Annotated in this window: 25 protein-coding genes and 1 pseudogene; 13 read left to right on the top strand and 13 right to left on the bottom strand. The window is 55.9% G+C overall.

Annotated elements, in window-relative coordinates; genetic code table 11:
• A pseudogene (locus EYY67_RS16165) lies at positions 1-76 on the bottom strand (hypoxanthine phosphoribosyltransferase); the annotation flags it as partial.
• On the opposite strand from EYY67_RS16165, the gene EYY67_RS24900 reads away from it, so the two are divergent.
• The 3 genes from EYY67_RS24900 to EYY67_RS16150 are packed head-to-tail and all read left to right on the top strand — an operon-like array spanning position 68 to position 1,474.
• Entirely contained in the window at positions 68-484 is a 417-nt protein-coding gene (locus EYY67_RS24900) for a tlde1 domain-containing protein (protein WP_341352857.1), read from the top strand. The pseudogene EYY67_RS16165 and the gene EYY67_RS24900 sit on opposite strands and share 9 nt — an antisense overlap.
• Positions 481-981, top strand: a complete 501-nt coding sequence (locus EYY67_RS16155) for a hypothetical protein (RefSeq protein WP_233432895.1) — start codon at positions 481-483, stop codon at positions 979-981. The genes EYY67_RS24900 and EYY67_RS16155 overlap by 4 nt, the downstream gene beginning before the upstream one ends.
• A 1-nt stretch (position 982) precedes the next feature.
• The gene (locus EYY67_RS16150; RefSeq protein ID WP_095924693.1) at positions 983-1,474 is read left to right on the top strand and encodes an Hcp family type VI secretion system effector; all 492 of its coding nucleotides are present in this window, start codon (positions 983-985) and stop codon (positions 1,472-1,474) included.
• A gap of 94 nt (positions 1,475-1,568) precedes the next feature.
• Here the strand turns inward: EYY67_RS16150 and can are convergent, their stop codons facing one another.
• Positions 1,569-2,225 (bottom strand): carbonate dehydratase, encoded by a 657-nt coding sequence (can, locus tag EYY67_RS16145; protein WP_095924694.1) that lies wholly within the window; start codon positions 2,223-2,225, stop codon positions 1,569-1,571.
• Between the two features lie 135 nt (positions 2,226-2,360).
• On the opposite strand from can, the gene EYY67_RS16140 reads away from it, so the two are divergent.
• Together EYY67_RS16140 and EYY67_RS16135 are read left to right on the top strand one after the other, a co-directional pair.
• A complete protein-coding gene (locus tag EYY67_RS16140; RefSeq protein WP_095924695.1) occupies positions 2,361-3,284 on the top strand; it encodes an ABC transporter ATP-binding protein in 924 nt (307 codons plus the stop codon).
• The gene (locus EYY67_RS16135; protein ID WP_095924696.1) at positions 3,284-4,054 is read left to right on the top strand and encodes an ABC transporter permease; all 771 of its coding nucleotides are present in this window, start codon (positions 3,284-3,286) and stop codon (positions 4,052-4,054) included. Before EYY67_RS16140 ends, EYY67_RS16135 begins: the two co-directional genes overlap by 1 nt.
• 176 nt (positions 4,055-4,230) lie before the next feature.
• Here EYY67_RS16135 and panD read toward each other — a convergent pair whose 3' ends face one another.
• The 3 genes from panD to panB form a co-directional block, all read right to left on the bottom strand.
• Entirely contained in the window at positions 4,231-4,611 is a 381-nt protein-coding gene (gene panD / locus EYY67_RS16130) for an aspartate 1-decarboxylase (protein WP_015698614.1), read from the bottom strand.
• Positions 4,612-4,719: 108 nt separating this feature from the next.
• Positions 4,720-5,574, bottom strand: a complete 855-nt coding sequence (gene panC, locus EYY67_RS16125) for a pantoate--beta-alanine ligase (protein ID WP_131693872.1) — start codon at positions 5,572-5,574, stop codon at positions 4,720-4,722.
• A 14-nt stretch (positions 5,575-5,588) separates the two neighbouring features.
• The gene (panB, locus tag EYY67_RS16120; protein ID WP_119827057.1) at positions 5,589-6,383 is read right to left on the bottom strand and encodes a 3-methyl-2-oxobutanoate hydroxymethyltransferase; all 795 of its coding nucleotides are present in this window, start codon (positions 6,381-6,383) and stop codon (positions 5,589-5,591) included.
• Between the two features lie 157 nt (positions 6,384-6,540).
• Between panB and qseB the strand changes: the two genes are divergently transcribed.
• The gene (gene qseB, locus EYY67_RS16115) at positions 6,541-7,218 is read left to right on the top strand and encodes a quorum sensing response regulator transcription factor QseB (protein ID WP_131693871.1); all 678 of its coding nucleotides are present in this window, start codon (positions 6,541-6,543) and stop codon (positions 7,216-7,218) included.
• A 5-nt stretch (positions 7,219-7,223) separates the two neighbouring features.
• Positions 7,224-8,582: a quorum sensing histidine kinase QseC gene (gene qseC / locus EYY67_RS16110; RefSeq protein WP_165497968.1), complete on the top strand. Its 1,359-nt coding sequence runs from the start codon at positions 7,224-7,226 to the stop codon at positions 8,580-8,582.
• Positions 8,583-8,587: 5 nt separating this feature from the next.
• Here qseC and folK read toward each other — a convergent pair whose 3' ends face one another.
• From folK to thpR, 6 genes are all read right to left on the bottom strand, one after another.
• Entirely contained in the window at positions 8,588-9,067 is a 480-nt protein-coding gene (folK, locus tag EYY67_RS16105; RefSeq protein ID WP_095924700.1) for a 2-amino-4-hydroxy-6-hydroxymethyldihydropteridine diphosphokinase, read from the bottom strand.
• Positions 9,064-10,389, bottom strand: coding sequence for a polynucleotide adenylyltransferase PcnB (gene pcnB / locus EYY67_RS16100; protein ID WP_205948428.1), 1,326 nt, complete (start codon positions 10,387-10,389; stop codon positions 9,064-9,066). Before pcnB ends, folK begins: the two co-directional genes overlap by 4 nt.
• A gap of 519 nt (positions 10,390-10,908) precedes the next feature.
• Positions 10,909-11,793, bottom strand: a complete 885-nt coding sequence (gene gluQRS / locus EYY67_RS16095) for a tRNA glutamyl-Q(34) synthetase GluQRS (RefSeq protein ID WP_131693869.1) — start codon at positions 11,791-11,793, stop codon at positions 10,909-10,911.
• 63 nt (positions 11,794-11,856) lie between these two features.
• Positions 11,857-12,312: an RNA polymerase-binding protein DksA gene (gene dksA / locus EYY67_RS16090; protein ID WP_095924702.1), complete on the bottom strand. Its 456-nt coding sequence runs from the start codon at positions 12,310-12,312 to the stop codon at positions 11,857-11,859.
• A 229-nt stretch (positions 12,313-12,541) separates the two neighbouring features.
• Positions 12,542-13,261, bottom strand: a complete 720-nt coding sequence (gene sfsA, locus EYY67_RS16080) for a DNA/RNA nuclease SfsA (protein ID WP_095924703.1) — start codon at positions 13,259-13,261, stop codon at positions 12,542-12,544.
• Positions 13,262-13,302: 41 nt separating this feature from the next.
• Positions 13,303-13,845, bottom strand: a complete 543-nt coding sequence (gene thpR, locus EYY67_RS16075; protein WP_131693868.1) for an RNA 2',3'-cyclic phosphodiesterase — start codon at positions 13,843-13,845, stop codon at positions 13,303-13,305.
• Positions 13,846-13,941: 96 nt separating this feature from the next.
• Between thpR and hrpB the strand changes: the two genes are divergently transcribed.
• The 6 genes from hrpB to fhuB all read left to right on the top strand — a co-directional run bounded on the left by hrpB (position 13,942) and on the right by fhuB (position 25,658).
• Positions 13,942-16,386, top strand: coding sequence for an ATP-dependent helicase HrpB (gene hrpB, locus EYY67_RS16070; RefSeq protein ID WP_131693873.1), 2,445 nt, complete (start codon positions 13,942-13,944; stop codon positions 16,384-16,386).
• A gap of 206 nt (positions 16,387-16,592) precedes the next feature.
• Positions 16,593-19,226, top strand: a complete 2,634-nt coding sequence (gene mrcB, locus EYY67_RS16065; protein WP_119827045.1) for a bifunctional glycosyl transferase/transpeptidase — start codon at positions 16,593-16,595, stop codon at positions 19,224-19,226.
• A gap of 293 nt (positions 19,227-19,519) precedes the next feature.
• Entirely contained in the window at positions 19,520-21,748 is a 2,229-nt protein-coding gene (gene fhuA, locus EYY67_RS16060) for a ferrichrome porin FhuA (RefSeq protein ID WP_131693867.1), read from the top strand.
• Between the two features lie 208 nt (positions 21,749-21,956).
• The gene (gene fhuC, locus EYY67_RS16055) at positions 21,957-22,769 is read left to right on the top strand and encodes a Fe3+-hydroxamate ABC transporter ATP-binding protein FhuC (RefSeq protein ID WP_131693866.1); all 813 of its coding nucleotides are present in this window, start codon (positions 21,957-21,959) and stop codon (positions 22,767-22,769) included.
• Position 22,770: 1 nt separating this feature from the next.
• Positions 22,771-23,673 carry a Fe(3+)-hydroxamate ABC transporter substrate-binding protein FhuD gene (gene fhuD / locus EYY67_RS16050; protein WP_095924709.1) on the top strand — a complete coding sequence of 301 codons (903 nt, stop codon included), beginning with the start codon at positions 22,771-22,773 and terminating at the stop codon, positions 23,671-23,673.
• Positions 23,670-25,658, top strand: coding sequence for a Fe(3+)-hydroxamate ABC transporter permease FhuB (gene fhuB, locus EYY67_RS16045; RefSeq protein WP_131693865.1), 1,989 nt, complete (start codon positions 23,670-23,672; stop codon positions 25,656-25,658). The genes fhuD and fhuB overlap by 4 nt, the downstream gene beginning before the upstream one ends.
• Here the strand turns inward: fhuB and EYY67_RS24515 are convergent.
• Both EYY67_RS24515 and EYY67_RS16040 read right to left on the bottom strand, forming a co-directional pair.
• Positions 25,627-25,797, bottom strand: coding sequence for a hypothetical protein (locus tag EYY67_RS24515; RefSeq protein WP_165497967.1), 171 nt, complete (start codon positions 25,795-25,797; stop codon positions 25,627-25,629). The two genes, fhuB and EYY67_RS24515, sit on opposite strands and share 32 nt — an antisense overlap.
• A gap of 163 nt (positions 25,798-25,960) precedes the next feature.
• On the bottom strand, positions 25,961-26,281 hold the full coding sequence (locus EYY67_RS16040) for a PTS lactose/cellobiose transporter subunit IIA (protein WP_095923263.1): 321 nt from the start codon (positions 26,279-26,281) through the stop codon (positions 25,961-25,963).
• Positions 26,282-26,372: the final 91 nt, after the last annotated feature.

The raw sequence follows: 26,372 nt of genomic DNA, 5'->3' as shown, positions 1-26,372 counted from the left end.
TGATTTCACGGCCCAACTCGGCAATTCGGGTTTTGACTTCCTCTTCGGAAATCATGACGTCAACGCGATGTTTCATAAAGTCTCAAACAAAATCACCATGATTAACCAAGCAAGGATGGATATCATGACATGGGAATATAATCAAAGTACCGGGGAGTTGAACCATAACGGACAACTTTTTAGGCAGGGCTATAGCGGACATGGTGCAGGGATAAATAATCCAGCTATGGAGTCTGTGAGCAGTCAGGGTCCAATCCCAAAAGGTTATTATCGTATAACAGGAGCACATAATACCGTTACGCCTGTCACCATTATATTGGAACCTATTTTGGGGACCAATACATATGGGCGAGACCTGTTCAGAATCCATGGCGGTTCAAGGGGGGGCGGACGCAATGCATCGAATGGTTGCATCATCATTGATGGCGTAAGTAATCGTGAACAAATCATGAATAGCGGTGACACGATTCTGGTGGTCAGATGATGAAAATTTTACTGTCTTTTTTATTAATGTTTTCATTTTCGGCAGCCGCCACGATGCAAAAAACTTCCATGCAGTTAACTTATCAGATAAAAAATCAGGGTGCTCAGGCAGTTATCGCTGATTTATACAAAGATGGTGAATCCCAATGGCAGTATGTGTTGACTAAAATAGGCAGTGGCGAACAAAACTGGTTGGATGTGGCCGAATTATTAGCGCCCGGTAGTGATGCTGATTCAGCGGAGTCGCTTGCTACTGCCGCTGCCACGGCAATTCCACATAATCCCGCAGGTGTGCTATCCCTTCTTAAAGGCGGGGCTTTACCCTTCAGTACCGATAATGTATGTGCTTTACCCTTTTATAGCATCAAAGAACCGGAATTTAACCAATATGTCGTTGATGCAATTCAGGCTCTTTATAAGGTTCCGAACAGCAAAGCGTGTATCGATACTATTGTAAATACTATCGGACAATCAAATGGATTTGTAGAGGACAATTAATATGGGCATTCCTGTTTATATGTTTTTGTATGATGATGGCGGCAATATTATTAAGGGTGGCGTTGACATTCGAGGCCGTGAATACAGTGTGGAAGTGTTAGGACTGCATCACAGTGTACATATACCAACCGATAACCATAACGGTAAGTTCACCGGAACCTGCCAGCACCTCCCATTCCTGATAGAAAAAGAAATCGATTCATCTTCTCCCTATCTCTACAAAGCGCTTTCTACAGGGCAAACGCTTAAGCGTGTGGAACTGAAATATTATCGAATCAACGATGCAGGGCAAGAGGTGGTATATTTTACTATTCTGCTGGAAAACGTGAGAGTCGTTAACCTGATGCCCGTGATGTTTGATATCAAAGATGCCTCGAAAGAAAGATTTAATCATATGGAAATCGCAGAATTCCGTTATGAGAAAATCACCTGGAAGTATGTGGATGGTAATATCCAATACGCAGATGCCTGGAACGAAAGGGCGACGGCATAGCCACAGCACAGCCGATGATGTAAAAAAATCTCACTAAAAAAGGCACATTTTTGTGCCTTTTGTTTTTTGAATTTCTGTAGAGTAGTGCGGCTTGTTATTGCGGGTCGCCGTTGAGCAGGGCGGAGACGCCCTGACGGTAGCGTTGTTCCAGCGTTTCGCGGCTGGTAGCATCGACGTCGAGGTTGCGCAGACGTCCGTCCAGAATGCCGTATACCCAGCCGTGCAGCGTGACTTTCTGGCCGCGTTTCCAGGCCGATTGCATCACCGTGGAGTGACCGAGGTTATACACTTGCTCGACCACATTCAGTTCGCACAATTTATCGAGACGTTTTTCTGGCGACAGTTCGCCCAGCAGGGAGCTGTGTTTGTACCAGATGTCCCGGATATGCAACAACCAGTTATTGATCAAACCCAGTTCAGGGTTTTCAACCGCCGCCTGCACACCGCCACAGCCGTAGTGACCGCAGATAATCACGTGTTCAACTTCCAGCACGTCGATAGCATATTGCACCACGGACAGGCAGTTAAGGTCGGTATGGATGACCAGGTTGGCAACGTTACGGTGAACGAACAGTTCGCCCGGCTCAAGCCCTGTCAGGCGCTCGGCGGGAACACGGCTGTCAGAACAGCCAATCCACAGGAAACGGGGTTTTTGAGATTGGGAAAGCCGCTCAAAGAAACCAGGATCTTCATCAATCATGGTTTTGGACCAGGCTGCGTTATTGCTGATGAGTCTTTCTATGTCGTTCATTGAGGTTAATAGCCTGTATTACGAGCTGACTGCGATGGAGTAATATAGGGCAATGCCCCGACTTTTCAAACTGATTCGGCATCTCCGTCTACTCATTCTTACAACAGGGTTTTCACAAGAAGGTACGCTCCCTTTATGAATTATGCATTGGAACTGGAAAAGTTAACCAAAACTTACGCCGGTGGTGTACAGGCTTTGCGTGGAATCGATCTGCGCGTCGAAGCCGGCGATTTTTATGCCCTGCTTGGGCCGAACGGTGCGGGTAAATCCACCACCATTGGCATCATCAGTTCACTGGTCAATAAAACCGCCGGTAAAGTGCAGGTGTTTGGTTACGACATCGATAAAGATATCGTCAACGCCAAACGTCAGCTCGGGCTGGTGCCGCAGGAATTTAACTTCAACCCGTTTGAAACCGTCATGCAGGTGGTCGTCAATCAGGCCGGATATTACGGCGTGCCGCGTCCGCTGGCGTTGCAACGTGCCGAAAAATACCTGACGCAGCTGGATCTGTGGGGCAAACGCAACGAGCGTTCGCGCATGTTGTCCGGCGGGATGAAGCGCCGTCTGATGATCGCCCGTGCGCTGATGCACGAGCCAAAACTGCTGATCCTTGATGAGCCAACGGCGGGTGTGGATATCGAACTGCGCCGCTCGATGTGGGGCTTCCTGAAAGAGCTGAACGCGCAGGGCACCACCATCATTCTGACCACGCACTACCTGGAAGAAGCGGAAATGCTGTGCCGTAATATCGGCATCATTCAGGGCGGTGAACTGGTGGAAAACACCAGCATGAAAGCGCTGCTGTCGAAGCTGAAATCGGAAACCTTCATTCTGGATTTAGGTGCGAAAAGCCCGCTGCCGGTGCTGGAAGGCTATCGCAGCCAACTGACGGATACCTCAACGCTGGAAGTAGAAGTAATGCGCGAGCAGGGGCTGAACTCCCTGTTCAGCCAGCTGAGTAAGCAGGGTGTGCAGGTATTGAGTATGCGTAACAAGGCGAACCGTCTGGAAGAGCTGTTTGTCACGCTGGTGAACGGCAGTGAGGAAAAGAAATAATGTCGCAATTGTATTGGGTGGCACTTAAAAGTATCTGGATGAAAGAGATCAACCGGTTTGGCCGTATCTGGATCCAAACGCTGGTTCCGCCGGTGATCACCATGACCTTGTATTTCATCATCTTCGGGAATCTGATCGGTTCCCAGATTGGCAGCATGCACGGTTTCACCTACATGCAGTTTATCGTGCCGGGTCTGATCATGATGGCGGTGATCACTAACTCCTACGCCAACGTCGCTTCATCGTTCTTCAGCGCCAAATTTCAGCGCAACATTGAAGAACTGCTGGTCGCGCCGGTGCCAACGCATGTGGTGATCGCCGGTTATGTCGGCGGCGGTGTGGCGCGCGGGATCTGCGTGGGGATCCTGGTCACGGCGATCTCGCTGTTCTTCGTGCCGCTGGTGATCCACTCCTGGTGGATCATTGCGCTGACGCTTCTGCTGACCGCGATCCTGTTCTCGCTCGGCGGTCTGCTGAACGCGGTGTTTGCGACCACGTTTGACGACATCAGCCTGATCCCGACCTTTGTGCTGACGCCGCTGACTTATCTGGGTGGTGTGTTCTACTCGCTGTCGCTGCTGCCGCCAATCTGGCAGGCCGTGTCCAAGCTGAACCCGATCGTCTACATGATCAGCGGTTTCCGCTACGGTTTTCTGGGGATTTCAGACGTGCCGCTGGTGTTTACCATGAGTGTACTGGTGGCGTTTATTGCGGTGTTTTATTTGCTGGCGTGGTATCTGATCGAGCGCGGCAGAGGTTTACGTAGCTGATTTTTCTGTGCTCCCTCCCCTGCGAAGGGGAGGGTTGGGGTGGGGTATTAAGGTCAAAAACTACATTCAAAGTGTGCTTTAACTCTTTGTTTTGTATTTAAAACCCCCTCCCAACCTCCCCCTTCGCAGGGGGAGGAGCAAAACCAAAATCAGTTCAGCGAAGGGGAGGCGTTTTATCAGGCCACCTGAACCGGCACGGCTTTGGCTGTGCGTTTCAGCTGGTTTTCACCCTCGAAATAAGCCACTTTCGGCTGGTGCTGGCGGGCCTGTTCATCTGACATCTGCACGTAAGAACAGATGATCAGCAGGTCGCCGACACAGGCACAGCGTGCTGCCGCGCCGTTGACCGAAATAATACGCGAACCGCGTTCTGCCGCGATGGCGTATGTCGAAAAACGCTGACCGTTATCAACGTTATAAATATCAATTGCTTCGTATTCCAGAATGCCTGAGGCATCGAGAAAGTCCTGATCGATGGCGCAGGAGCCTTCGTAATGCAAATCTGCCTGAGTGACGTGAACCCGGTGCAGTTTGCCTTGCAGCATTGTACGTACCATTGCGTATGACCCTTCGTGCGTAAAAAGTCTGGGGATCCGCCGGTCGGACGGTCTGAAAAGTCCGAAGTTTCCGGCGGCCAACATAGTTGCCCATTTGACCTGCGCTGTCTACTGCGTCAGATCAACCTCCTGATTATCAATCAGCCGCGCTTTACCCAGCCATGCCGCCATCAGGATCACCGCTGAGGTGCTGTCGACGGACAATTCCTGCAAGGTTTTCGCATCACGGATAAACAGTTCGTCCGGTGTGAAGCCCGCTTCGCGAAGCTGCTGCGCGGTTTCCTGCAACATTTCGTCGGTATGGCGTTCACCCTGGCTCAGGCGTTCCGCCAGCGCGTTCATAATTTTGTTCAGTTGCGGCGCAAGCTTACGTTCTTCGGCCGTCAGATAGCCGTTACGGGAACTGAGCGCCAGACCGTCTTTAGCGCGCACAATCGGCACGCCGACAATCTCGATGTCGTAACCCATGTCTTCCACCATGGTGCGCAACAGCGCCAGTTGCTGAAAGTCTTTCTGGCCGAAACAGGCCACCTGCGGCTGCACCAGATTGAACAGCTTGCTGACGATGGTCGAGACGCCACGGAAATGTCCCGGACGGCTCGCGCCTTCCAGAATGGTGGAAATCATCGGCACATCGACCTGCGTCTGCGTCGCCAGCCCTTTCGGGTACACTTCTGCCGGAGAAGGGGCAAACACCAGATCCACACCGCGTTTATTCAGCTTCTCGCAATCTTCCTGCAAGGTGCGCGGGTAACGTTCCAGATCATCCGGACGCTCAAACTGCATCGGGTTAACGAAAATACTCACGACCACCACGTCGCCACGCGCTTTGGCTTCTTCCACCAGCGTCATGTGGCCTTCGTGCAGGTTGCCCATCGTCGGCACCAGCGCGATGCGTTTGTTGTTCTTGCGGAAATCACGGATTTCGCGACGCAGCAGCGCCACGCTGTCAATTATCAGCACCAGCCTTCTCCCGTTTATTTAAAGGAATGTTCTTCGCCCGGATACACGCCCTGCGCGACCTGATCGACATACAAACGCACCGCGCCACGAATATCGCCCGCTTCGCTGAGGAAGTCTTTGGCGAATTTTGGCGTATGGCCGCCGGTGATGCCGAATGCGTCGTGCATCACTAAGATCTGCCCGTCAGTCACATTACCCGCGCCAATGCCGATCACCGGAATGCTCAGTTCTTCGGTCACGCGGCGCGCCAGATCCACCGGCACACACTCCAGCACCAGCAGTTGCGCCCCGGCTTCTTCCAGCATCATCGCATCTTTGATCAGCTGATTGGCCGCCACTTCGTCGCGACCCTGCACTTTATAGCCGCCGAAAATGTTCACTGACTGCGGCGTCAGCCCCAGATGGCCGCACACCGGCACGGCGCGTTCGGTCAGCATACGGACCGTGTCACACAGCCAGCTGCCGCCTTCCAGTTTGACCATATTGCCGCCCGCGCGCATCAGCACGGCGGCGCTTTCAAACGCCTGCTCCGGCGTGGCGTAACTCATGAACGGCAGGTCAGCCAGCAATAACGCCTGAGGCGCGCCACGGCGCACACAGCGGGTGTGATAAGCAATGTCTTCTACCGTGACCGGCAGCGTGGAATCCTGCCCCTGAACGACCATGCCCAGAGAATCGCCGATCAGCATCACTGAGATGCCCTGTTCCGCAAACAACTGCGCGAAACTGGCGTCGTAGGCGGTAATGGTCGCAAATTTATGTTTTTCCTGCTTCCATTGGCGAAGCTGGCTCAATGTGGTGGGTTTCATGACACGTACCTTTGAATAATTCATCGGATGAATATGATGCCGGTATTCTACTGTATGAGCAGGAAGGCAGACAGCAAGTTCGACAGGCGGCAGGGTGATCCCCGTCTTAAGAAGTGATTAAGAAGCGTCGCCTATAATGAAAAAAACGGAGGGAACCATGCGAATTCTACTGATTGAAGACGACAAAATGATCGGCGACGGCATCAGGGCCGGGCTGACAAAACTGGGTTTTACGCTCGACTGGTTTACCGACGGGCTGACCGGCAAGGCGGCGCTCGACAGTGCGCCTTACGATGCCGTGGTTCTCGATCTCAGCCTGCCGGGTATGGACGGCATGGCGTTGCTGCGCGAATGGCGGAAGGCCGGTCGCGATACGCCGGTGCTGATCCTGACCGCGCGCGATGCGCTGGAAGAGCGCGTCAGCGGATTGCAGGCTGGTGCCGATGATTATCTGTGTAAACCGTTCGCGCTGGTGGAAGTGGCCGCCCGATTGCAGGCGCTGATCCGCCGCCGTCACGGCGTGGTGACCCCGAAAGTGACCCATGGCGCGGTGGAATTCGATCCCGCGGCCCACAGTGTGACGCTTAACGGCGAGACGGTGACGCTGACGCCGCGCGAAGTGACGGTGCTGGAGCTGTTTCTCAACAACAAAGGCCGTGTGCTGGCGCGAACGCTGATTCAGGAAAAACTCTACAACTGGGACGACGAGGTCAGCAGCAACGCGGTGGAAGTGCATATCCACCATCTGCGCAGCAAACTCGGCAAAGGCTTTATCCGCACCGTGCATGGCGTGGGATATACGCTGGGCGACGCACCGGCAGGAGAACCGGCGTGAGGGAACTGAGAAACCTGAGTCTGCGCCTGCGCCTGATCCTGCTGTTTTCGGTGCTGGCGCTGCTCACCTGGCTGATCGCCAGCGGTGTGGCCTGGCATCAGACCCGCAAACACATCAACGAAGTCTTTGATACCCAGCAGATGCTGTTCGCCAAGCGACTGGCGGCCACCGGTCTGGGCGACCGCCTCAACCTGCAAAAAGATGCCGAACTGCCGGACACCAAAAAAATGGTCCGCAAAGGCTCGCGCGGTCATACCGATGACGATGCGCTGACCTTTGCCATCTTCAATCTTCAGGGGCGGATGCTGCTCAATGACGGCGAAAACGGCAAGCGCATCCGCTTTGACGGTGACACGCAGGGCTTTAGCGATGCCGGGCTGAGAGGAGACGACGATGCCTGGCGCATGGTCTGGCTGACCTCGCCGGACGGACAATATCGCGTCGCCGTCGGGCAGGAGCAGGATTACCGCAATGACATGGCATGGAGTCTGGTCAGCGGCCAGCTGACGCCGTGGCTGGCCTCGCTGCCGGTATTGTTACTGGCGCTGATTGTGATGGTGACCCTGGAACTGCGGCCGCTGCGCCGCGTGGCGGAAGGACTGCGTCAGCGTTCGCCTGAAGACGCCACGCCGATTGATGCCGCAAAGCTGCCCGGTGAAGTGTTGCCGCTGGCGAACGCGCTGAATTCCCTGTTTGACCGTACCCGTGAAATGCTGGTGCGCGAACGCCGGTTTACCTCGGACGCGGCGCATGAGCTGCGCAGCCCGCTGGCCGCCTTGCGGGTGCAGACGGAAGTGGTGCAGCTTTCCGGCGACGATGCCCTGATGCGCGAACATGCGCTGGAGAACCTGACCACCAGTATTGATCGCGCCACGCGGCTGGTGGATCAGTTGCTGACCCTGTCGCGTCTGGAAAGCTTTTCCCGACCGGAAGAACTGGAACGTATCGACTGGTCAATGCTGATCGCCCAAAGTCTGGCAGAGCAGGATCACCGCGCCCACCGTAAAGGCATCGAACTGCGGTTTGAAGATCAGGGCGTGCCGTTCCCGGTGCGCGGGCAATCGCTGCTGCTGTCGCTGATGGTGCGCAATCTGCTGGATAACGCCATCCGCTATTCTGCGGCCGGAACCTGCGTCACCGTGCGGCTGGACGGGCAGGGGATCACCGTGGAAGATCAGGGGCCGGGCATGAGTGATGAACATCTGGCGCGTCTGGGAGAGCGTTTTTACCGGCCACCGGGACAGGAGCAAACCGGCAGCGGATTAGGGATTTCGATCGTGCAACGGATCGCGCAGTTACATCATCTGAAGGTGGTTTATAAAAATAAGGCAGAGGGCGGACTGGAAGTGCGGGTAAGTCGCTGAGCGACTTACCATGTCGTCAGGCCATTCAGCGGAACGCGGGCAAGCAGGCTTTGCAGCGTTTCGCCATCCGGAAACACCAGTTCAGGTGCCAGATCGGCCAGCGGATACAGCATAAATTCGCGGTTTTTCATGTCGTAATGCGGCACCGTTAAACGCTCGGTGTTGATCACCTGATCGCCGTAAATCAGCATATCCAGATCCAGCGTCCGGGGTCCCCAGCGTTCAGCCTTGCGGACCCGGCCCTGATTTTGCTCAATCCCCTGTGTGCAATCGAGCAATTCTTCCGGCGGTAATAACGTATCCAGCGCCACGACGGCATTCAGATAGTCGGGTTGATCTTGCGGCCCCAGCGGTTTACTGCGGTAAAACGGGGATGCGGCCACAAAGCGGGTGCGCGGCAAATGTGCCAGCGCCTCCAGCGCACAGTTTACCTGGTCAAGCGGACGGGCAAGATTACTGCCCAGCGCCAGGTAAACGCGGATCATTGACCGCCGTCCTTACGCGGAGCCCGTTTACGCGGACGGCGCGTGCGTGCACGGCGTGCCGGTGCCGCGTCGTCACCGAGCGTACCGAGCATGTTTTTCTGCGAAGCCGGTGTCGCTTCCTGGAACTCGCCCCACCATTGCGCCAGACTCTGCAATTCGCGGTGTTGTTCGACTTCAGCACGCAGCACCAGTAAATCATACGCCGCGCGGAACTTAGGATGTTCCATCAGCTTATGCGCACGTTTGCCCTGACGACGTGACAGACGCAGTTGCAGCGCCCAGATGTCACGCACCAGTGTGGTAATACGTTTCGGAATCGCCAGCGTACGGCACTGCTCGTCGAGTACATCGTTCATCGCCAGTGCGAACGCGTCGTAATAAGTCAGTCCGCCTTCCTGCGCCAGTTTCTGAGCATGCTCAATCACCGGATACCACAGCATGGCCGCAAACAGGAACGCCGGATTCACGCGCTGATCGTTATGCAAACGGTGGTCGGTGTTTTTCAGCACCTGCAGCAGAATATGTTCCATCGGGCTGTCACCCTGCTCAGTAAACTGGCGGGCAATCAGCGGGAACAACGGCTGGAACAGCTGGTATTCGCAAAGCTTTTTATAGGTTTCCAGACCGTAACCGGACTGCAACAGCTTCAGCGATTCTTCAAACAGACGTGCCGGCGGGATTTCCTGTAACAGCGTCGCCAGACGTGGGATCGGCCCGGCTGTTTCCGGACTGATGGTCATGTTCAGTTTGGCTGCGAAACGCACCGCGCGCAGCATACGCACCGGATCTTCGCGGTAACGGGTTTCCGGATCACCGATCAGACGGATGATGCCATTTTCCAGATCGCGCAGACCGCCGGTGTAATCGCGCACGGTAAAGTCCGCGACACCGTAATACAGGCTGTTGATGGTGAAGTCACGGCGCTGGGCGTCGTCTTCAATGGTGCCGAAAATGTTGTCGCGCAGCAGCATACCGTTCACGGCCTGCTGGGAAACGTTTTTGTCTTCGGTTTCTTCGTGTTGTTCGTGGTGACCACGGAAAGTGGCCACTTCGATGATTTCCGGGCCAAACATCACGTGAGCCAGACGGAAACGACGACCGACCAGACGGCAGTTGCGGAACAGTTTACGTACCTGATCCGGCGTGGCGTTGGTGGTGATATCAAAGTCTTTCGGTTTTTTATCCAGCAGCAAATCACGCACGCCGCCGCCGACCAGGAAGGCTTCAAAGCCAGACTTGTTCAGACGGTACAGGACTTTCAGGGCGTTTTCGCTGATATCGCGACGAGAGATGTTGTGCTCATCGCGGGGAATAATGGTCATCGCGCGGGTTTCACCGGCGTAATCAAATGACGGGCGCGGTTTCTGCACATGTTCGACAGAAGAACGCGGGGCACGCGGTTCGTTGCGCCCGGCACGCGGATCGTTATGACGATCGCCACGGGCGTCAGTGCGTTCGCCACGCGGCTGATACGTCGAGGAACGGCGGTTGTTATTGTTGCGGCGCTCACCGCGGTTCGCATTGTCTTCCCGACGGCCGCGGTTTTCACGGCGTTGTTCGTCGTCACGACGTTCAGGATTTTTTGCCTTCACATTGCCTTCGGCCACAGGAGACGGATCACGACGGGAATTCTCCTCGCGACGGGGTTCTCCTTGAAGCGCGGCGTCGTCATGAACAGCCTTTTCTTCACGAACGACTTTATCTTCACGAACTAGCACCTTACGGCAAAAATTGGCTACTCGGGTAAAAATGGTACACCTCGATAGTGACTGAAAAAATTGGCGTGACGCAAAAACAGCGGCTAATCATAGCTCACGACAGGCGCTTTGAGAATGCCGAAGTCACATCTGCTGCGCATTAGCGCGCTGACGGGGTATCTGCGACGGCGTCCAGTGCGTTGTTGCCCAGCGTAATAATAAAGGCAAAGTGTGATCCTGCCAGTTTTCCGGCAGCGTTTGGCCTAAAAATTTCAGGGCGTTAACGATCACCGGTCGCGGATCGCCTTCGGGCAGCGCAGGCGCGTGATTTTGCTTGGAAAGCTTGTCGCCATGCTCATTAAGCGCCAGCGGCAAATGCAGATAGCCCGGCTGCGGATAACCCAGATGCTGATACAGCGACATCTGGCGCACGGTGGGTTCAATCAGATCCGCGCCGCGCACGATATGATTGACGCCCTGAAAATGGTCATCGACCACCACCGCCAGATTATAGGCAAACAGCCCGTCGCGGCGGCGGATAATAAAATCTTCTTCAGCCAGTCTGGCATTGGCCTGCAAATGTCCCTGAAAATCATCATCAAAACCGTATACCGGCAAGGTCTGGCGCAGGCGGATGGCGGCGTTTTGCGGGCTGAGGTTCAGGTCACGGCAGTGGCCGTCATAAGTGCCGCCGGTCTGCGCAATACGCTGGCGGGTGCAGGTGCAGTAATAGCTTTTCTGCTGCTGAAACAAGTCGTCGAGCACGGCGCGGTATGCGTCGTGGCGTCTGGATTGCCATACCACTTCGCCATCCCATTCCAGCCCGTAGCGTTCCAGCGTCGCCAGAATACGGTCAGCAGAGCCGGGGATTTCACGCGGCGGATCGATATCGTCAATACGCACCTGCCAGATGCCATTTTGCGCGCGGGCATGCAGATAACTGCCAAGGGCGGCGATCAGGGAACCAAAGTGCAGGTCACCGGAAGGTGAGGGAGCGAAACGGCCTGTGTAGTGTTGTGCTTGCGGCATAAGAATGGGGGACAGCGTTTAAAAGGGAACGCGGTGCATGACGCACCGCGTGGAACCCGGGACTTAGCCAGCCATCTGCTTTTCGCGGATTTCTGCCAGAGTCTTACAGTCGATACACAAATCAGCAGTCGGACGTGCTTCAAGACGGCGGATGCCAATCTCAACGCCACAGGAATCGCAGTAACCGAAATCCTCGTCTTCCACTTTTTTCAGTGTTTTTTCAATCTTTTTGATCAGCTTACGTTCACGGTCACGGTTACGCAGTTCGAGGCTGAATTCTTCTTCCTGAGCGGCACGGTCGACCGGATCAGGGAAGTTCGCAGCTTCGTCCTGCATGTGCGTAACGGTACGATCCACTTCATCCCTGAGCTGATTGCGCCATGCTTCAAGAATCTTTTTGAAGTGAGCCAGCTGAGCGTCGTTCATGTACTCTTCGCCCGGCTTCTCTTGGTATGGCTGCACCCCAGCAATAGCGAGAATGCTCAAGGACGACGTCTTACGGGTTTGGCCTTCTTGCATGATGCTTCTCCTACATAACACGCACTATGTTCATCCGCTTTTTATGCCGCATATGACTGCAACATGCAGGCTTCGAACATTTCGATCCCCAACGGGGGAAAAAATCAGGCCGCTATAAATAACAGAAGGCAACGAGGTTGGCAATTATTCCTCGCAGGTGCTTGACAAGCCTGTGAGGAAAAGCGTATTCGCGACCTGTTTTTTATGCCGCCGACAGGTTAATACAGGGTTATCCGTTCAATGATGTCGTCACCAGCGGTAATCTTTTTGTGAGGCGGATACCCTCAGCAGAAAGTTCAGCACCGTAGCACATCACTTCAACACCCTTCTTTTGAACATACGTCAGTAATTCGGTATAACGCGGATCAATATGGTGTGCTGCGGACACGCTTTCAATGCCTGAATGTAAAACAGCGAAGAAAAGTACCGCCCGCTGCCCCTGTTCTGCCATCGACTGTAATTCGCGTAAATGCTTCTGACCGCGCAGTGTGACTGCATCGGGGAAAAATCCCCCTTCCTGTTGCAGTAACGTGACAGATTTCACTTCAATATAGCAGTCAGGTTGATTTTCTGCCTGTAACATCAAGTCTATACGGCTGTTTTCCGCGCCATATTTTACCTCTGCGGTTAATTTACTGTAACCGGATAATTCCGCTATTCGCTGCTCAAGAATCGCCTCGCGCACCAGCTGATTTGCCCGCAGCGTATTGACGCAAATCCAGTGATTTTGCTGGGTTTCGGTCAGTTCCCAGCTGTGCGGATATTTGCGTTTGAGATTGTCGGAAGTGGAATACCAGACGGTGTCGCCCGGTGTGGCACAACCGGTCATTGCGCCAGTGTTGGCGCAGTGCAGGGTCAGTTCCGTGCCGTCGGGCGTGATCACATCCGCGAGAAAACGTTTGTAACGTTTGACCAGAGTGGCAGGTTGAAGCGCAGGCTCGAAGTGCATGAAAGTTTCCGTGTGAAATCTTTGAATAAAATGAAGCAACGTCAGGCGGACGACGTTTCGCCCAGCGGCCAGGATTGCAGGCAGCGGTAACGGGTACGCCCCCGCTCAAACAGGGATTCGTACAAACTGAATTCAGTGGCTTCCAGTGGCCAGCCGGGCGTGGTCGGGGGAATGGCGACCGGACGCGTCGCGCTGCGGTACAGCGACACATGCGGATGAAACGGCAGTGTACTCTGATGGCAACCGTTGCGTGCCGCGTGAGATCGCAAAACGGACGCCAGCTGCAATAAGGCGTTGGGCGCGCGCTTTGTGCCAATCCACACCACGCCGGATCCCGGCCAGTGGCCGATATCATCGAGTTGCAGGCTGAATTTCTGCCCCTGAATGCGTCCCGCCACGCGGGTCAGTGCGGCTTCTTTGATGGCGCTGACTTCCCCGAGAAACGCCAGCGTAATGTGCAGATTGGCCGCCGCGACCGGACGCCCTGTTTCAGCCGGAAACTGATCCGCACGCCATTGAATCACGTGTTTCTGCAATTTTGCAGGCAGTGATAAAGCAAAAAACAAGCGGCGTTCGGCAGACATAGCGTTTCCTGGGCAGACAAATCACGGCAACATGCCGGATGTGGGGCTAAATGCTACAATGCCCGCCGTTTAATGTTAACTCTCATGGAGAATTCATTGTCTTCTTTGCCGGTCAGCGCCGTACTCGAACCGCTTTTAGCCGCCCTGCAACAGTCACCCCAGGTCCTGCTGCTGGCACCGACCGGTGCCGGTAAATCCACCTGGTTGCCGTTGCAGTTGCTGAAACAGGCTAACCTGCCGGGCAAAATCCTGCTGCTTGAACCGCGCCGTCTGGCGGCGAAAAACGTCGCTTTCCGTCTGGCGCAGCAACAGGGGGAAACGCCGGGGCAAACGGTGGGATATCGCATGCGTGCCGAAAGCAAAACCAGCAGCGCGACCCGCCTCGAAGTGGTGACGGAAGGCATTCTCACCCGCATGGTGCAGGCGGATCCGGAACTGTCCGGCGTATCGCTGGTGATCCTCGATGAATTCCATGAGCGCAGTTTGCAGGCCGATCTGGCGCTGGCGCTGTTGCTCGACGTGCAAAATGCCCTGCGTGATGATTTGAAAATCCTGATTATGTCGGCGACGCTCGACAACCTGCGTTTGTCCTCCTTGCTGCCGGATGCGCCGGTGATCGAATCCGCAGGCCGCAGTTTTCCGGTGGACCGCCAGTACCTTTCTCTTGCCACGCACGAACGGCTGGACGAAGGCGTCGCGCGCGTGGTCAGCCGCCTGATGAGTGAAAATCACGGCTCGATGCTGCTGTTTTTACCGGGCGTGGCGGAAATCACCCGCGTGCAAAATTTACTGACCGGCAGGCTGGCGCAGGATGTCGATCTCTGCCCGCTGTACGGCGCGCTGTCGTTAGAACAGCAGCAAAAAGCCATTCAGCCTTCCCCCGCCGGACGCCGCAAAGTGGTGCTGGCGACCAACATTGCCGAAACCAGTCTGACCATCGAAGGCATCCGTCTGGTGGTCGACAGCGGTCTGGAACGCAGCGCGCAGTTTGATCCGCGCAGCGGCCTGACGCGGCTGGTGACGCAGCGCATCAGTCAGGCCTCGATGACCCAGCGCGCGGGCCGTGCCGGACGTCTGGAGCCGGGCATGTGCTGGCATTTGTTCAGCAAGGAGCAGGCGGAACGTGCCAGCGCGCAGGCGGAAGCCGAAATCCTGCAAAGCGATCTGAGCAGTTTCTGGCTGGAATTATTGCAGTGGGGCTGTCAGGATCCGGCACAACTTCAGTGGCTGGATACGCCACCGGCCGCCGCGCTGTCAGCCGCCAAAAACCTGTTACAGCAACTTGGCGCGACCGGTGCGCAGGGCAAACTCACCGCCGCCGGACAGCGTATGGCGCAACTGGGCTGTGAGCCACGGCTGGCGGCGATGCTGATATCAGCCGCTGCACAAAGCCCCGATGCGCTGGCCACGGCGGCGCTGCTCGCGGCCATGCTCGAAGAACCGCCACGCGGCGGATTGCCGGATCTGGACTACTGGTTCAGCCGTCCGCAGGGCAACTGGCAGCGGCGGGCAAAACAGCTGGCGCAGCGTACCGGTGCAAAAAGCGGTGAGCCGGATGCCTCGCTCGCGCCGTGGTTACTGGCGCGGGCATTCAGTGATCGTATTGCGCAACGCCGCGGTGAAGACGGCCGCTATTTACTGGCGAACGGACTCGGCGCCTCGCTGCCGCAGGATGACGGATTAACCCGGGCGCCGTGGCTGGTCGCGCCGCAGTTATTGCAGGGCAACAACAGCCCGGATGCCCGCATTTTGCTGGCGATGGCGCTGGACATCACACAACTGCCGTCGCGCCTGCCCGATGTCGTTAAAGAACAGACGGCGGTGGAATGGGATGAGGAAAAAGGCACGTTGCGCGCCTGGCGACGCTGGCAGATCGGACGGCTGGTGCTGAAAGCCAACCCGCTGGCAAAACCGGACGATGAGGAGCTGCAACAGGCGCTGATCGACTGGATCCGCACGCAGGGTTTAGAGGCGCTGAACTGGTCGGTGGCAGCAGAACAACTGCGCGTGCGGCTTCTCTGCGCCGCAAAATGGTTGCCGGAAGCGGACTGGCCAGCGGTTGACGAGCAGGCTTTGCTCGACGGTCTGGAACGCTGGTTACAGCCTTCTTTACAGGGCGTCCGCTCGTTAAAATCGCTGCAACAGGTTGATTTACATGATGCCTTATTAAGGTCGCTGGACTGGCAACAGCGTCAGCGTCTGGACAGCGCGTTACCGACCCATTACACCGTGCCGACTGGCAGTCGTCTGCCAATCCGTTATCATGCAGACCAGCCACCGGCACTTTCAGTGAGAATGCAGGAGATGTTCGGCGAGCAACGCAGCCCGCAACTGGCGGAAGGCCGCGTAGCCGTGGTACTGGAACTGCTGTCTCCGGCACAGCGTCCGTTGCAGATCACTGCCGATCTGGCGGCGTTCTGGCAGGGCTCGTACCGTGAAGTGCAGAAAGAAATGAAAGGGCGCTATCCGAAACATCCGTGGCCGGACAATCCGGCGCAAGCGCTGCCGACGCGGCGCACCAAGAAGTCTTCAGCACCCTGATGAAATGTGCATGAAAAGCACAATTTTTCAGACATTTCTTCTGTGCGAAATCTAAAGCGGGGCACAGAGTAAGCGCCTTGCGGCCTGAATTCAGGCCAGAGAGATTATCTGTTTGAAATATCGCGTTTTTTGAATGCTAAAATGAAAATGACTCAGCTAAGCAGAATCATTATGACGAACACAGCAGCACGTTGGGAGATTGACTGATGTCTGGCGATGATCGCGAGCCGATTGGCCGTAAAGGTAAACCTGCCGGGCGCAAGCCTGCGCGGGCTCGTCCCGTTCGCCGTAGCCGTCGGGATGACGACTATGAAGAATACGAAGAGGAAATCGATGACGAGTATGAAGATGATGATGACTACGAAGAAGAACGGGAGTCGCGCATGAGCCGTAAAGCGCCGCCGCGTAAAGCGAGTAAAGGCGGCAAGAAAAGCAAGAAGCGCCGTCTGTTCTGGTTGTTAGTCAAACTGTTTGTCGTCTTCCTCATTTTGCTGGGGATTTACGCGGTTTATCTCAACAAGCAAATTCACGACCGTATTGATGGCGGTAAAGTCTGGCAACTGCCTGCGGCGGTGTATGGCCGTCAGGTCAACCTTGAGCCGGATATGTCGATCAGCAAAGCCGAAATGGTCGGCCTGCTGGAAGGCACGCAATACCGCGAAGTGACGCGCATCACCCGTCCGGGCGAGTTTACGGTGCACGCAAATTACATCGATTTGCTGCGTCGTCCGTTTGATTTCCCGGAAGGGAAAGAAGGGCAGGTGAATGCCCGTCTGATGTTTGACGGCAACAGCCTGTCAGAGATCAAAAATCTGGATAACCAGCGTGATTTCGGGCTGTTCCGCCTTGATCCGCGTCTGATCACCATGTTGCAGGCATCTAATGCCAACGGTGAACAGCGTCTGTTCGTGCCGCGTTCCGGTTTCCCTGATTTGCTGGTCGATACCCTGCTGGCGACGGAAGACCGTCATTTCTATGAACACGACGGCATCAACTTCTATTCCATCGGCCGTGCGGTGCTGGCGAACCTGACCGCCGGTCATGCGGTACAGGGCGGTTCAACGCTGACACAGCAGCTGGTGAAAAACCTGTTCCTGACCAACGAGCGTTCACTGAGCCGTAAAGCGCGTGAAGCGATTATGGCGATCCTGCTGGATGCGGATTACAGCAAAGACCGCATTCTTGAGCTGTACCTGAACGAAGTGTATCTCGGCCAGAGCGGTTCCGATCAGATCCGCGGTTTCCCGCTGGCGAGCCTGTATTACTTTGGCCGTCCGGTGAACGAACTGAGTCTGGATCAGCAGGCGTTACTGGTCGGTATGGTGAAAGGCGCGTCGCTGTATAACCCGTGGCGTAACCCGCAGATGGCGCTGCAACGCCGTAATCTGGTGCTGCGTTTGCTGGTCGAGCAGAAAGTTATCGATCAGGAACTGTATGACATGCTGAGCGCGCGTCCGCTGGGCGTACAGCCGAAGGGCGGGGTGATTTCGCCGCAACCGGCGTTTATGCAGATGGTCCGTCAGGAACTTCAGGCGAAACTGGGCGATAAAGTTCAGGACATGTCCGGGGTGAAAATCTTCACCACGCTGGATCCGATTTCTCAGGATGCGGCGGAAAAAGCGGTCGAGGAAGGCATTCCTTTACTGCGTAAGAAAAGCGGCCTGAATGACATTGAAACGGCGATGGTCATTGTTGACCGTTATACCGGCGAAGTGCGGGCGATGGTCGGCGGCGCGGAAACGCAGTTCGCGGGCTTCAACCGTGCGATGCAGGCACGCCGCCAGGTTGGCTCACTGGCGAAACCGGCGACCTATCTGACCGCGTTGTCTCAGCCGGATAAATACCGTCTGAATACCATTCTTGCCGATCAGCCGCTGACCCTGAAACTGGCGAACGGCCAGACCTGGTCGCCGAAAAACGATGACCATCAGTTCCGTGGTCAGGTGCTGCTGGTGGATGCGTTGGCGCGTTCGATGAACGTCCCGACGGTTAATCTGGGGATGGCAGTCGGGCTGGATAACATCACCAAAACGCTGATTGATTTGGGGATCCCGAAAGAATCCCTGAACCAGACGCCGTCGATGCTGCTGGGTGCGATTGCGCTGACGCCGATGGAAGTCGCGCAGGAATACCAGACCATTGCCAGCGGCGGCAACAAAGCGCCACTGTCTGCGGTGCGCTCGGTGATTGCGGAAGACGGCACGGTGCTTTATCAGAGCTTCCCGCAGGCCATCCGTGTGATCCCGTCGCAGGCGGCGTATCTGACGCTGTATGCGATGCAGCAGGTGGTGCAGGAAGGGACATCCCGCGCATTAGCTAACAAGTTCCCGAAACTGCATCTGGCGGCGAAAACCGGGACCTCCAACGAACTGCGTGACAGCTGGTTTGCCGGTATCGATGGCAATCAGGTGGCGATCACCTGGGTTGGCCGCGATAACAACGGCCCGTCTAAACTGTGGGGTTCTACCGGTGCGCTGGTGCTTTACGGACGCTATCTGGAAAACGGCACGCCTCAGCCGCTCGACCTGCAAATGCCGGAAGGCATCAATACGATGAATATTGATGGCAGCGGTAACTTTGTCTGCGGCGGCGACAGCGGCGGCTTGCTGGGCGGGAGTGGCGCGGTGCGTTCAATTCCGGTCTGGACTGATTCACCGGATGCCATGTGTCAGGCGTCAGTGAGCGCGGTTCAGCAACAGCAGCAACAACAGATGCAGCAGCAGCAACAGCAACAGCAACAACAGCAGCAATCCGGGCAACAGCCTCAGTCTCAGGATGAGAAAAAAGACAGCAACGGTGTGGCGGGCTGGATCAAGGATATGTTTGGCTCAGGCAACTGATAAACGATTGATTCAATAAACCTAAAAGGCGCAATGAGAATTGCGCCTTTTTTATTTGCCGGTCTTCATCCCAATTTACCCGCCATAATTTACATTTCCCGCAAGCTTGTCACATTCATTCCCGTTTAATTTATAGGCGTTTTTACCCATGTTTAACATGGGGATACTTTTTATTCATTCGGACAATCTATGCATTAAATAGGCTTGCAGCCGCGTAAGCATTGAGCATAATATGCGACGGTCATAATAATAATTATCGTTTACATTCCCATTACTCCTCCAGAGATTATGCAATGGCTTCTCAACGCTCGCTTTCAAACTCAGTCCAAAAAGGCGCATTCAAGCGTCGGACGTTAGCTTTAACCATTACCGCAGCACTCAGCGCCACCGCGTTCTACGCAGGTGCCGCGACCACAGCGCCTGCCACTGAAGACACCATCAACGTGACCAGCTCGGCAATGGCCGAAGCGGCACCCGAATCTGCGTGGGGGCCGGCGGCCACTATCGCGGCAAAACACAGCGCGACCGGCACAAAAACCGACACGCCACTGGTGAAGACGCCACAATCTATTTCCGTGGTCACCCGCGAAGAAATGGACATGAAGCAGCCTGTCACCGTGAAAGAAGCGCTGGGCTACACAGCCGGTGTGTTTGCCAGCCGCGGCAGCTCTAACACCATTGATGCCATGGCAATCCGTGGCTTCACTTCTGTGAACACCAACCAGTATCTCGACGGCATCAAACTTCAGGGGGATAACTACTCCGAAGTCTCGATGGATCCGTACATGCTTGAGCGTGTTGAACTGCTGCGCGGACCGTCTTCTGTCCTGTACGGCAAAAGTAACCCGGGCGGCGTTGTCAGCATGGTCAGCAAGCGTCCGACCACCGAACCGCTGAAAGAAGTGCAGTTCAAAATGGGTACAGACAACCTGTACCAGACCGGTTTTGACTTCAGCGATGCCATTGATGACGCAGGCGTCTTTTCCTACCGTCTGACCGGCGTGGCGCGCAGTCAGGATGCACAGCAGGAAATGGCGAAAGAAAAACGCTATTCGATTGCGCCGTCTTTCTCATGGCGTCCTGATGATAAAACTGACTTCACCTTCCTGAGCAATTTCCAGAACGATCCGGATGCCGGATACTATGGCTGGTTGCCGCGTGAAGGCACCGTGGTGCCGTATTACGACGCCGACGGGAAAGCCCACAAGTTGCCGACCGATTTCAACGAGGGTGAAGCGGGTAACCGGATGTCCCGCACTCAGAAAATGGTCGGTTACAGCTTCGCACATCAGTTTGATGATACGTGGACGGTTCGTCAGAACCTGCGTTACACCAAACTTGATACTGAATATAAATCTGTCTATGGCTTCGGTTACCTCGGTAACGGCAACATTACGCGCAGCTATGTTCAGTCCAAAGAGAAGCTGGCGAACTTTGACGTCGATACACAGGCTCAGGCTAAATTCGGCACCGGCGATGTTGATCACACCCTGCTGGCTGGTGTTGATTACATGCGTATGCGTAACGATATTGACGCAGACTACGGCAGTGCAAGTAACCTGAATCTGGCGAATCCGCAATATGGTAACGGCAACGTGTCCCTGTACTTCCCGTACGAAATCCTTAATCGTCAGGAACAAACCGGTCTGTATGTGCAGGATCAGGCAGAGTGGAATAAGTGGATCCTGACTGTTGGCGGTCGTTACGACTTCGCGAAAAGCTCAACCTTTACCCGCACGACCAACAGCGCGTCGCAGATCAACGATGAGCAGTTCACCTGGCGTGGCGGTCTGAACTACCTGTTCGACAATGGTATTTCTCCGTACTTCAGTTACAGCGAATCCTTTGAACCGACCGCAGGCGCGACCAAAGAAGGGAAGCCATTCGATCCTTCAATGGGCAAACAGTACGAAGCCGGGATCAAATATATCCCGAACGATCGTCCGATCAGCCTGACGGCAGCGGTATACCAACTGACAAAAGACAAAAACCTGACGGCCAATCCTGCTGATGCTGCCTTCAGCGTTCAGTCCGGTGAAATTCGTTCGCGTGGTCTGGAACTGGAAGCCAAAGCGGCGGTTAACGCCAACATTAACGTGACGGCGTCTTACACCTATACCGATGCCAAATACACGCATGACACCAATTTCGAAGGCAAACGTCCTGTTGAAGTGCCCGCAAATATGGCCTCTCTGTGGGCGGATTATACCTTCCACGAAACGGCGCTCAGCGGTCTGACCCTCGGTTCCGGTGTGCGTTATGTCGGTGCCAGCTCCAGCTTCTACACCACCAATGGCGTAAATGCAGACAAAGCCAATGAAGCCTTCAACGTCTCTTCCTACACGCTGGTGGATGCGACGGTGAAATACGATCTGGGTCGCTTCGGCATGCCGGGTTCTTCCGTTGGCCTGAACATTAACAACCTGCTGGATCGCGAATATGTCGCCAGCTGCTACCGCGATTACGCCTGTTACTGGGGTTCGGATCGCCAGGTCGTAGCCACCGCCACATTCCGTTTCTGATATCCGTTGTACTTCAGGCTGCAGATGCGTTGACGGCGTTCGTTCACCCCGGTCACTTAGTTGACTCAGCGCCCGGGGATTCGCGCACTTGTCGCCTGTCTGCAACCAGAATTACTGAGGATATCGATGGAGTCGTAAGCACCAAAATCCGGGCACGCAGGTCGTGCCCGTTTCCTGTTCTCAACCAGATGTCGACGTAGAAAATCTTATGCCTGATCACAACGTACATCCGTCTTCCCCGCTGCCAGACAGCGTCTTCCGCCTGCAGGACGTGAGTTTCAGCGTCCCGGGACGCACGCTTCTCGCGCCATTATCCCTGACCTTTGCGCAGGGCAAAGTGTGTGGTCTGATCGGTCACAACGGATCGGGGAAGTCGACGTTGTTAAAAATGCTCGGGCGGCATCAGTCCGCGACATCCGGAACGATTTATCTCAATGAAACGCCGCTGGCGCAGTGGGACAGCAAAGCCTTTGCGCGTCAGGTGGCGTACCTGCCACAGCAACTTCCTGCCGCAGAAGGCATGACCGTGCAGGAACTGGTGGCGATTGGCCGCTACCCGTGGCACGGCGCGCTCGGGCGTTTCAAACATCAGGATAAAGAAAAGGTCGAAGAAGCCATTGCGCTGGTCGGCCTTAAACCCTTCGCGCACCGTCTGGTGGACAGCCTCTCCGGCGGCGAACGTCAGCGCGCCTGGCTGGCGATGATGGTGGCGCAGGACAGCCGTTGCCTGCTGCTGGATGAGCCGACGTCTGCGCTGGATATCGCGCATCAGAAAGACGTGCTGGCGTTGATCCAGCGTCTGAGCCGTGAAAAAGGCTTAACCGTGATCGCGGTGCTGCATGACCTGAACATGGCCGCCCGTTATTGCGATCAGCTGATGGCGTTGCGCGGTGGCGAAATGATTGCACAGGGCGCGCCGGAAGAGATGATGCGCGGCGATGTGCTTGAACAAATTTATGGTATTCCGATGGGTATCCTGCCGCATCCTGCGGGTGGCGCGCCGGTGAGCTTCGTATACTGATATGTCTGATATTTCAAACTTTTCCGGATTAACCCGTCGCCGTCTGTTGCAGATGATGGCGCTTTCCCCGTTGCTGACGTCGCTGCCTGCGCTGTCGGCGTCGCGCCCCGATCTCAGCCGCATTGTTACCCTCGAATGGTTGCCCACCGAGTTGCTGATAGCACTCGGCGTGATGCCGCTGGCGATTGCCGATATCCGCAATTACAACACCTGGGTGGTTGAACCGCCGCTGGCACCGGGCGTGATTGACGTCGGTCAGCGTACTGAACCGAACATGGAACTGATCCAGCAACTGAAACCCTCGCTGCTGCTGATCACCACCGGTTACGGCCCGACCATCAGCCAGCTTGAATCCATCGCGCCGGTGCTGGGCGTTAAAGCTAACGACGGCTCGGCAAAACCGCTCAATCTGGCGATCAGTTCCCTGCATAAACTGGCCGATACCCTCGGTTTACAGGATCGTGCGGAAACGCATTTGCAGCTTTACCGCGACACTCTGGCGCAGACCCGCGAGCAACTGAAGCCCGTCGCGCAGCAGCCGTTATTGCTGATCACCTTTATCGATACGCGTCATGTGCTGGTGTTTGGTGTGGGCTGCATGTTCGATGAAGTGATGAGCGAACTCGGACTGACCAACGCCTGGCAAGGCGAAGGCAGTTTCTGGGGCAGTGTCTCGGTCGGCGTCGAGCGCCTGACCAGCATTAAAAATGCCCGCGTATTGTGTTTCGAACACGACAACGCCGACATGATGGCCGCCGTCGCGAAAACGCCCCTCTGGCAATCCATGCCGTTCGTGCGCGCAAACCAGTTCAGCATCGTGCCTGCCGTGTGGTATTACGGCGCCACTTTCAGCGCGATGAATTTCTGCAAATTGTTAACCCGCACCCTGGGGAAACCCCTATGAGCCGCCGTTCGCTCAGCGTGTCGCTGATCCTTCTGATTATTCTGACGCTGGCCGCCGGTGCGCTCAGCATTTACAACCTGCATCAGCAACTGCCTTATGCGCAGTGGCGCGGCGCATTGTGGCAGCCGGATATCGATAACGTTCAGCAGATGCTTTTCCACTACAGCCTGCTGCCGCGCGTCGCCGTGGCCTTGCTGGCGGGGGCCGGACTGGGGCTGGTCGGTCTGCTGTTTCAGCAGGTTTTACGCAATCCGCTGGCGGAACCCGCGACGCTTGGCGTCTCGGCGGGCGCGCAGCTCGGCCTGACCGTCGCCACGTTGTGGGCGCTGCCGGGCGGGATGATCACTCAGCAGTTTGCCGCCATGGCCGGGGCAGTGGTCATCGGTGCGCTGGTGTTTGGTATCGCCTGGGGCAAACGTATGTCACCGGTCACGCTGATCCTCGCCGGTCTGGTGCTCGGCTTGTATTGCGGTGCGGTGAACGGCCTGATCGGCATCTTCAACTATCAGAACCTGCAAAGCCTGTACATGTGGAGCAGCGGGGCGCTGAACCAGCAGGACTGGGATGTCGCGAATTTCCTGCTGCCGCGCCTGATTATTGTCTGGCTGCTGGCGTTTCTGTTGCAGCGGCCGATGACCCTGCTGGGGCTGGATGACGGCGTCGCCAAAAACCTCGGTCTCGGGCTGTCAGCGGCGCGTCTTGCTGTCCTGACGCTGGCGATCCTGATGAGTGCGCAACTGGTCAATGCGGTGGGCATCATCGGCTTTATCGGCCTGTTTGCACCGCTGCTGGCAAAAATGCTCGGCGCGCGTCGTCTGCCTGCGCGCCTTATTCTGGCACCGGTGATCGGTGCGCTGCTGTTGTGGCTCACCGATCAGGTGATGCAGTTTATCACCCCCTTCTGGATGGAAATTCCGACCGGTGCCGCCACGGCGCTGGTGGGCGCGCCGCTGCTGTTATGGCTGCTGCCGCGTCTGCGCAATAACATGACACCGCCGCCGATGGATCAGGGCGACCATGTGCCCGATGAACGTCAGCATCTGGTGCGCTGGGTGTCGCTGGCGCTCGCCGTGCTGTTCCTCGGCCTGATGGTCGCGCTGATGGCCGGACGCAACGCGACCGGCTGGAGCTGGTCAACCGGTGCCGATTTACAGGCGCTGCTGCCGTGGCGCTTACCGCGCGTGCTGGCGGCGCTGGCGGCGGGCGTGATGCTGGCCTCGTCCGGCGTGCTGATCCAGAAACTCACCGGCAATGCGATGGCCAGTCCGGAAGTGCTGGGGATCAGTTCCGGCGCGGCGACCGGCGTGGTGGTGATGATGTTTATCGTGCCGGGCGATGCGTTTGTCTGGCTGTTACCGGCAGGCAGTGCCGGTGCGGCGCTGACGTTGCTGGTGATTATGGTCACCTCGGGATTGCGCAGTTTCTCTGCCGAACGCATGTTGCTGACCGGTATCGCGCTCAGTACCGCGTTCACCACGCTGATGACGTTATTGCTGGCGAGCGGCGATCCGCGCATGGGCGGCCTGCTGACCTGGCTCTCAGGTTCGACTTATTCTGTCACTGCCGCCACCGCGTGGCGCACGCTGGCTCTGGCTGCGGTCACCATGATGATTGTGCCGTTCTGCCGACGCTGGATTAACATCCTGCCGCTGGGCAGCGTGACGGCGAGATCGGTGGGTCTGGCGCTGACACCCACCCGGGTGGCGATCCTGTTGCTGGCGGCGGTGATGACGGCTGCCGCGACACTGACGGTCGGGCCGCTGAGTTTTGTCGGCCTGATGGCACCGCATATGGCCCGAATGATGGGGTTCCGCAGGGCAATCCCGCAGTGGATGGTCGCCAGTGTGCTTGGCGGTTTGCTGATGGTCTTTGCGGACTGGTGCGGACGGATGATCATCTTCCCGGATCAAATCCCCGCCGGTTTGCTCGCCACTTTTATCGGCGCACCGTACTTTATTTATCTGCTGAGAAAGCAGGCGAAATAGAAAGTTTCAGCGAATAAAAAAGGGAGATGTTGAGAACGGCTCTTTCTTTGGAAGTGGCTTTTTTCCTCCCCTTCGCAGGGGAGGGAGTTAATCGTGTTTTGCACTCAGCTGCAATAAAACCTGAACTGATTTTGGTCATGCTCCTCCCCCTGCGAAGGGGGAGGTTGGGAGGGGGTTTTAAATACAAAGCAATGAGTTAAAGCACACTTTGAATTTGGTTTTTGACCTTAATACCCCACCCCAGCCCTCCCCTTCGCAGGGGAGGGAGCTGATCGGGCGACCTTTACTCTTTCGTGTTGAATTTACTGTTTATCAAACATCTCTTTTCTCAGTAACACGATCTCTTCTGCCAGATCACGGCACAGCATGGCGGTCATCAGATGGTCCTGCGAGTGCACCATGATCAGATTCACCGGAATTTTGCCCACGCCTTCATCCAGGCCGATCAGTTGCGTCTGAACTTTGTGCGCGACACGCGCTGCGTCGTCCGAGGCTTTCAGCATCGCATCGGCCTGTTCCCACTCTTTTTTACGTGCGTGCTGAATGGCCATCATGGCGTTAGAACGTGCTTCTCCGGCGTTGATCAATAACTCCATCACCGTTTGCTCAAGATCGAATTCCATCGAAAACTCCAAATTGGTATACCAGAAAAGTGTGAATTCATCATATTGGAATTCCAATATTCACATGTGAGAACGCTGTCACAGAAATTAA

This window comes from Rahnella victoriana, from assembly GCF_004330295.1.
GTDB classification, from domain to species: domain Bacteria; phylum Pseudomonadota; class Gammaproteobacteria; order Enterobacterales; family Enterobacteriaceae; genus Rahnella; species Rahnella victoriana.
This window is presented reverse-complemented; position numbering and strand designations above follow the sequence as displayed.

What these genes read in the sequence shown, in the direction of transcription:
- EYY67_RS24900 (WP_341352857.1), top strand. Translation starts at nt 68, where the DNA reads ATGTTTCATAAAGTCTCAAACAAAATCACCATGATTAACCAAGCAAGG.
- EYY67_RS16155 (WP_233432895.1), top strand. Translation starts at nt 481, where the DNA reads ATGATGAAAATTTTACTGTCTTTTTTATTAATGTTTTCATTTTCGGCA.
- EYY67_RS16150 (WP_095924693.1), top strand. Translation starts at nt 983, where the DNA reads ATGGGCATTCCTGTTTATATGTTTTTGTATGATGATGGCGGCAATATT.
- can (WP_095924694.1), bottom strand. Translation starts at nt 2,225, where the DNA reads ATGAACGACATAGAAAGACTCATCAGCAATAACGCAGCCTGGTCCAAA.
- EYY67_RS16140 (WP_095924695.1), top strand. Translation starts at nt 2,361, where the DNA reads ATGAATTATGCATTGGAACTGGAAAAGTTAACCAAAACTTACGCCGGT.
- EYY67_RS16135 (WP_095924696.1), top strand. Translation starts at nt 3,284, where the DNA reads ATGTCGCAATTGTATTGGGTGGCACTTAAAAGTATCTGGATGAAAGAG.
- panD (WP_015698614.1), bottom strand. Translation starts at nt 4,611, where the DNA reads ATGGTACGTACAATGCTGCAAGGCAAACTGCACCGGGTTCACGTCACT.
- panB (WP_119827057.1), bottom strand. Translation starts at nt 6,383, where the DNA reads ATGAAACCCACCACATTGAGCCAGCTTCGCCAATGGAAGCAGGAAAAA.
- qseB (WP_131693871.1), top strand. Translation starts at nt 6,541, where the DNA reads ATGCGAATTCTACTGATTGAAGACGACAAAATGATCGGCGACGGCATC.
- folK (WP_095924700.1), bottom strand. Translation starts at nt 9,067, where the DNA reads ATGATCCGCGTTTACCTGGCGCTGGGCAGTAATCTTGCCCGTCCGCTT.
- pcnB (WP_205948428.1), bottom strand. Translation starts at nt 10,389, where the DNA reads ATGACCATTATTCCCCGCGATGAGCACAACATCTCTCGTCGCGATATC.
- gluQRS (WP_131693869.1), bottom strand. Translation starts at nt 11,793, where the DNA reads ATGCCGCAAGCACAACACTACACAGGCCGTTTCGCTCCCTCACCTTCC.
- dksA (WP_095924702.1), bottom strand. Translation starts at nt 12,312, where the DNA reads ATGCAAGAAGGCCAAACCCGTAAGACGTCGTCCTTGAGCATTCTCGCT.
- sfsA (WP_095924703.1), bottom strand. Translation starts at nt 13,261, where the DNA reads ATGCACTTCGAGCCTGCGCTTCAACCTGCCACTCTGGTCAAACGTTAC.
- thpR (WP_131693868.1), bottom strand. Translation starts at nt 13,845, where the DNA reads ATGTCTGCCGAACGCCGCTTGTTTTTTGCTTTATCACTGCCTGCAAAA.
- mrcB (WP_119827045.1), top strand. Translation starts at nt 16,593, where the DNA reads ATGTCTGGCGATGATCGCGAGCCGATTGGCCGTAAAGGTAAACCTGCC.
- fhuA (WP_131693867.1), top strand. Translation starts at nt 19,520, where the DNA reads ATGGCTTCTCAACGCTCGCTTTCAAACTCAGTCCAAAAAGGCGCATTC.
- fhuC (WP_131693866.1), top strand. Translation starts at nt 21,957, where the DNA reads ATGCCTGATCACAACGTACATCCGTCTTCCCCGCTGCCAGACAGCGTC.
- fhuD (WP_095924709.1), top strand. Translation starts at nt 22,771, where the DNA reads ATGTCTGATATTTCAAACTTTTCCGGATTAACCCGTCGCCGTCTGTTG.
- fhuB (WP_131693865.1), top strand. Translation starts at nt 23,670, where the DNA reads ATGAGCCGCCGTTCGCTCAGCGTGTCGCTGATCCTTCTGATTATTCTG.
- EYY67_RS24515 (WP_165497967.1), bottom strand. Translation starts at nt 25,797, where the DNA reads ATGACCAAAATCAGTTCAGGTTTTATTGCAGCTGAGTGCAAAACACGA.
- EYY67_RS16040 (WP_095923263.1), bottom strand. Translation starts at nt 26,281, where the DNA reads ATGGAATTCGATCTTGAGCAAACGGTGATGGAGTTATTGATCAACGCC.